The 239-nt window shown below is 66.9% G+C and carries 1 pseudogene; it reads left to right on the top strand.

Going from position 1 to position 239, the window contains the following annotated elements:
* Positions 1–14 precede the first annotated feature (14 nt).
* Positions 15–239: pseudogene (locus WDW90_RS40365) on the top strand (CopG family transcriptional regulator); the annotation flags it as partial.

Genomic DNA, 239 nt, shown 5'->3' with positions numbered 1-239 from the left:
AGGAGGGCTTGGGGATGGCAGGCAACGTGCGAGAGCTCCGGCCGAGAGCGCCGGACAGCGAGAAGCTGACGATCAATCTCGGCTTCGTCGATCTCGGCCCTGTCGACCTGCTGGTTCGCGACGGCTTCTACGCCAACCGCGCCGACTTCATCCGCACGGCCGTGCGCAACCAGCTCGAGCGTCAAGGCGAGGCGGTGAAGCAATCGGTGGCCCGCAAGCAGCTCAGCCTCGGCCTCTCC

The organism is Methylobacterium nigriterrae, assembly GCF_037106235.1.
Classification (GTDB): Bacteria; Pseudomonadota; Alphaproteobacteria; order Rhizobiales; family Beijerinckiaceae; genus Methylobacterium; species Methylobacterium nigriterrae.
The sequence above is the reverse complement of the archived record's forward strand: the minus strand, read 5'-3'. Positions and strand labels throughout refer to the sequence as shown.